The organism is Ideonella sp. P3_A4 (assembly GCF_056403075.1).
This window is the reverse complement of sequence record NZ_JBFUGE010001092.1, coordinates 1-1,250: the sequence shown is the minus strand read 5'-3', so window position 1 is coordinate 1,250 and position 1,250 is coordinate 1. Positions and strand designations below refer to the sequence as shown.

At 70.2% G+C, this 1,250-nt stretch carries 1 protein-coding gene and 1 pseudogene; both read left to right on the top strand.

Features of this window, described 5'->3' with window-relative positions; genetic code table 11:
- Positions 1-905, top strand: a 905-nt coding sequence (locus AC1DYI_RS36105) for an oxidoreductase (protein ID WP_477208896.1), incomplete at its 5' end; no start/stop codon positions are given.
- Positions 902-1,250 (top strand): annotated as a pseudogene (locus AC1DYI_RS36100) (GNAT family N-acetyltransferase); the annotation flags it as partial. The gene AC1DYI_RS36105 and the pseudogene AC1DYI_RS36100, both read left to right, overlap by 4 nt.

Genomic DNA, 1,250 nt, shown 5'->3' with positions numbered 1-1,250 from the left:
CCGCTGCGCTGTTGCGGCGCGACGACATCGAGCTGGTGGTGATCGCCACGCCGAACGACAGCCACCATCCACTGGCGCTGGCCGCCCTGCGCGCCGGCAAGGCGGTCGTGGTCGACAAACCCTTCGCGCTGACCACCAACCAGGCTGAAGAACTGGTGCGAGAGGCCGAACAGCGCGGCCTGATGCTCAGCGTGTTCCACAACCGGCGCTGGGACGGCGACTTCCTGACCGTGCGCGAGCTGTTGGCCAGCGGCCAGCTGGGCCGGATCGTCCATGCCGAGCTGCACTTCGACCGCTTCCGCGGCCAGGTGCGCGAGCGCTGGCGGGAATCGGTCGACGCCGGTGGCGGGCTGTGGAACGACCTCGGCCCACACCTGATAGACCAGGCACTGCAGCTGTTCGGCACGCCTGAGACCGTCTACGCCGACATCGCCTCGGTGCGCGACGGCGCCGTGGCCGACGACTGGTTCCACGCCCAGCTGCGTTATGTCGACGGGTTGCGCGTGACGCTGCACGCCAGCGCGCTGGCGGCCCACACCGGCGCGCGCTTCGTGCTCCACGGCACCCGCGGCGGCTACCGTAAATGGGGCTTGGACTGCCAGGAAGACATGCTGAAGGCTGGCCATCAGCCCGACCCCGCCCACCTGGCCGATTGGGGTGCAGACCCGCAGGTCGGTGAGCTGGCGCTGTGGCGCGCCGAAGAACCCGGCGATGTGCTCGAAAGCCGCCCGTTGCCGACCCGTAACGGCCGCTACCCCGACTACTACAGCGCCGTCTGCGCCGCACTGCGCGCCGAGGCGCCAAACCCGGTACCGCCACGCGAGACGCTGGCGGTGATGCAACTGCTGGACCTGGGCCGGCGCAGCGCCGCCGAACGGCGCGAACTGCCTGTCGACATCCCGTGAAGCTCGACATCCACCCGCTGACGCCCGAGCGCTGGCCCGACCTCGAAGCCATCTTCGCGGCCAAGGGCTGTTCGGTCGCGCGTGGCTGCTGGTGCATGTACTACCGCCGCAGCGGCGAACCGGCGCCGCTGCCAGCGGGAACTAGCCGCGCCGAAGCCAACCGCGCCGAATTCAAGGCCCTGGTCGACGCCGGCCAGCCGGTCGGCCTGATCGGCTACCGCGCCGGCGTGCCGATCGGCTGGGTCTCGCTCGGCCCGCGCGAAGACTTCGCCAAGCTGCAGCGTTCGCCGGTGATGAAGCCCGTCGACGAGCAGCCGGTGTGGTCGATCATCTGCTTCGTGATCC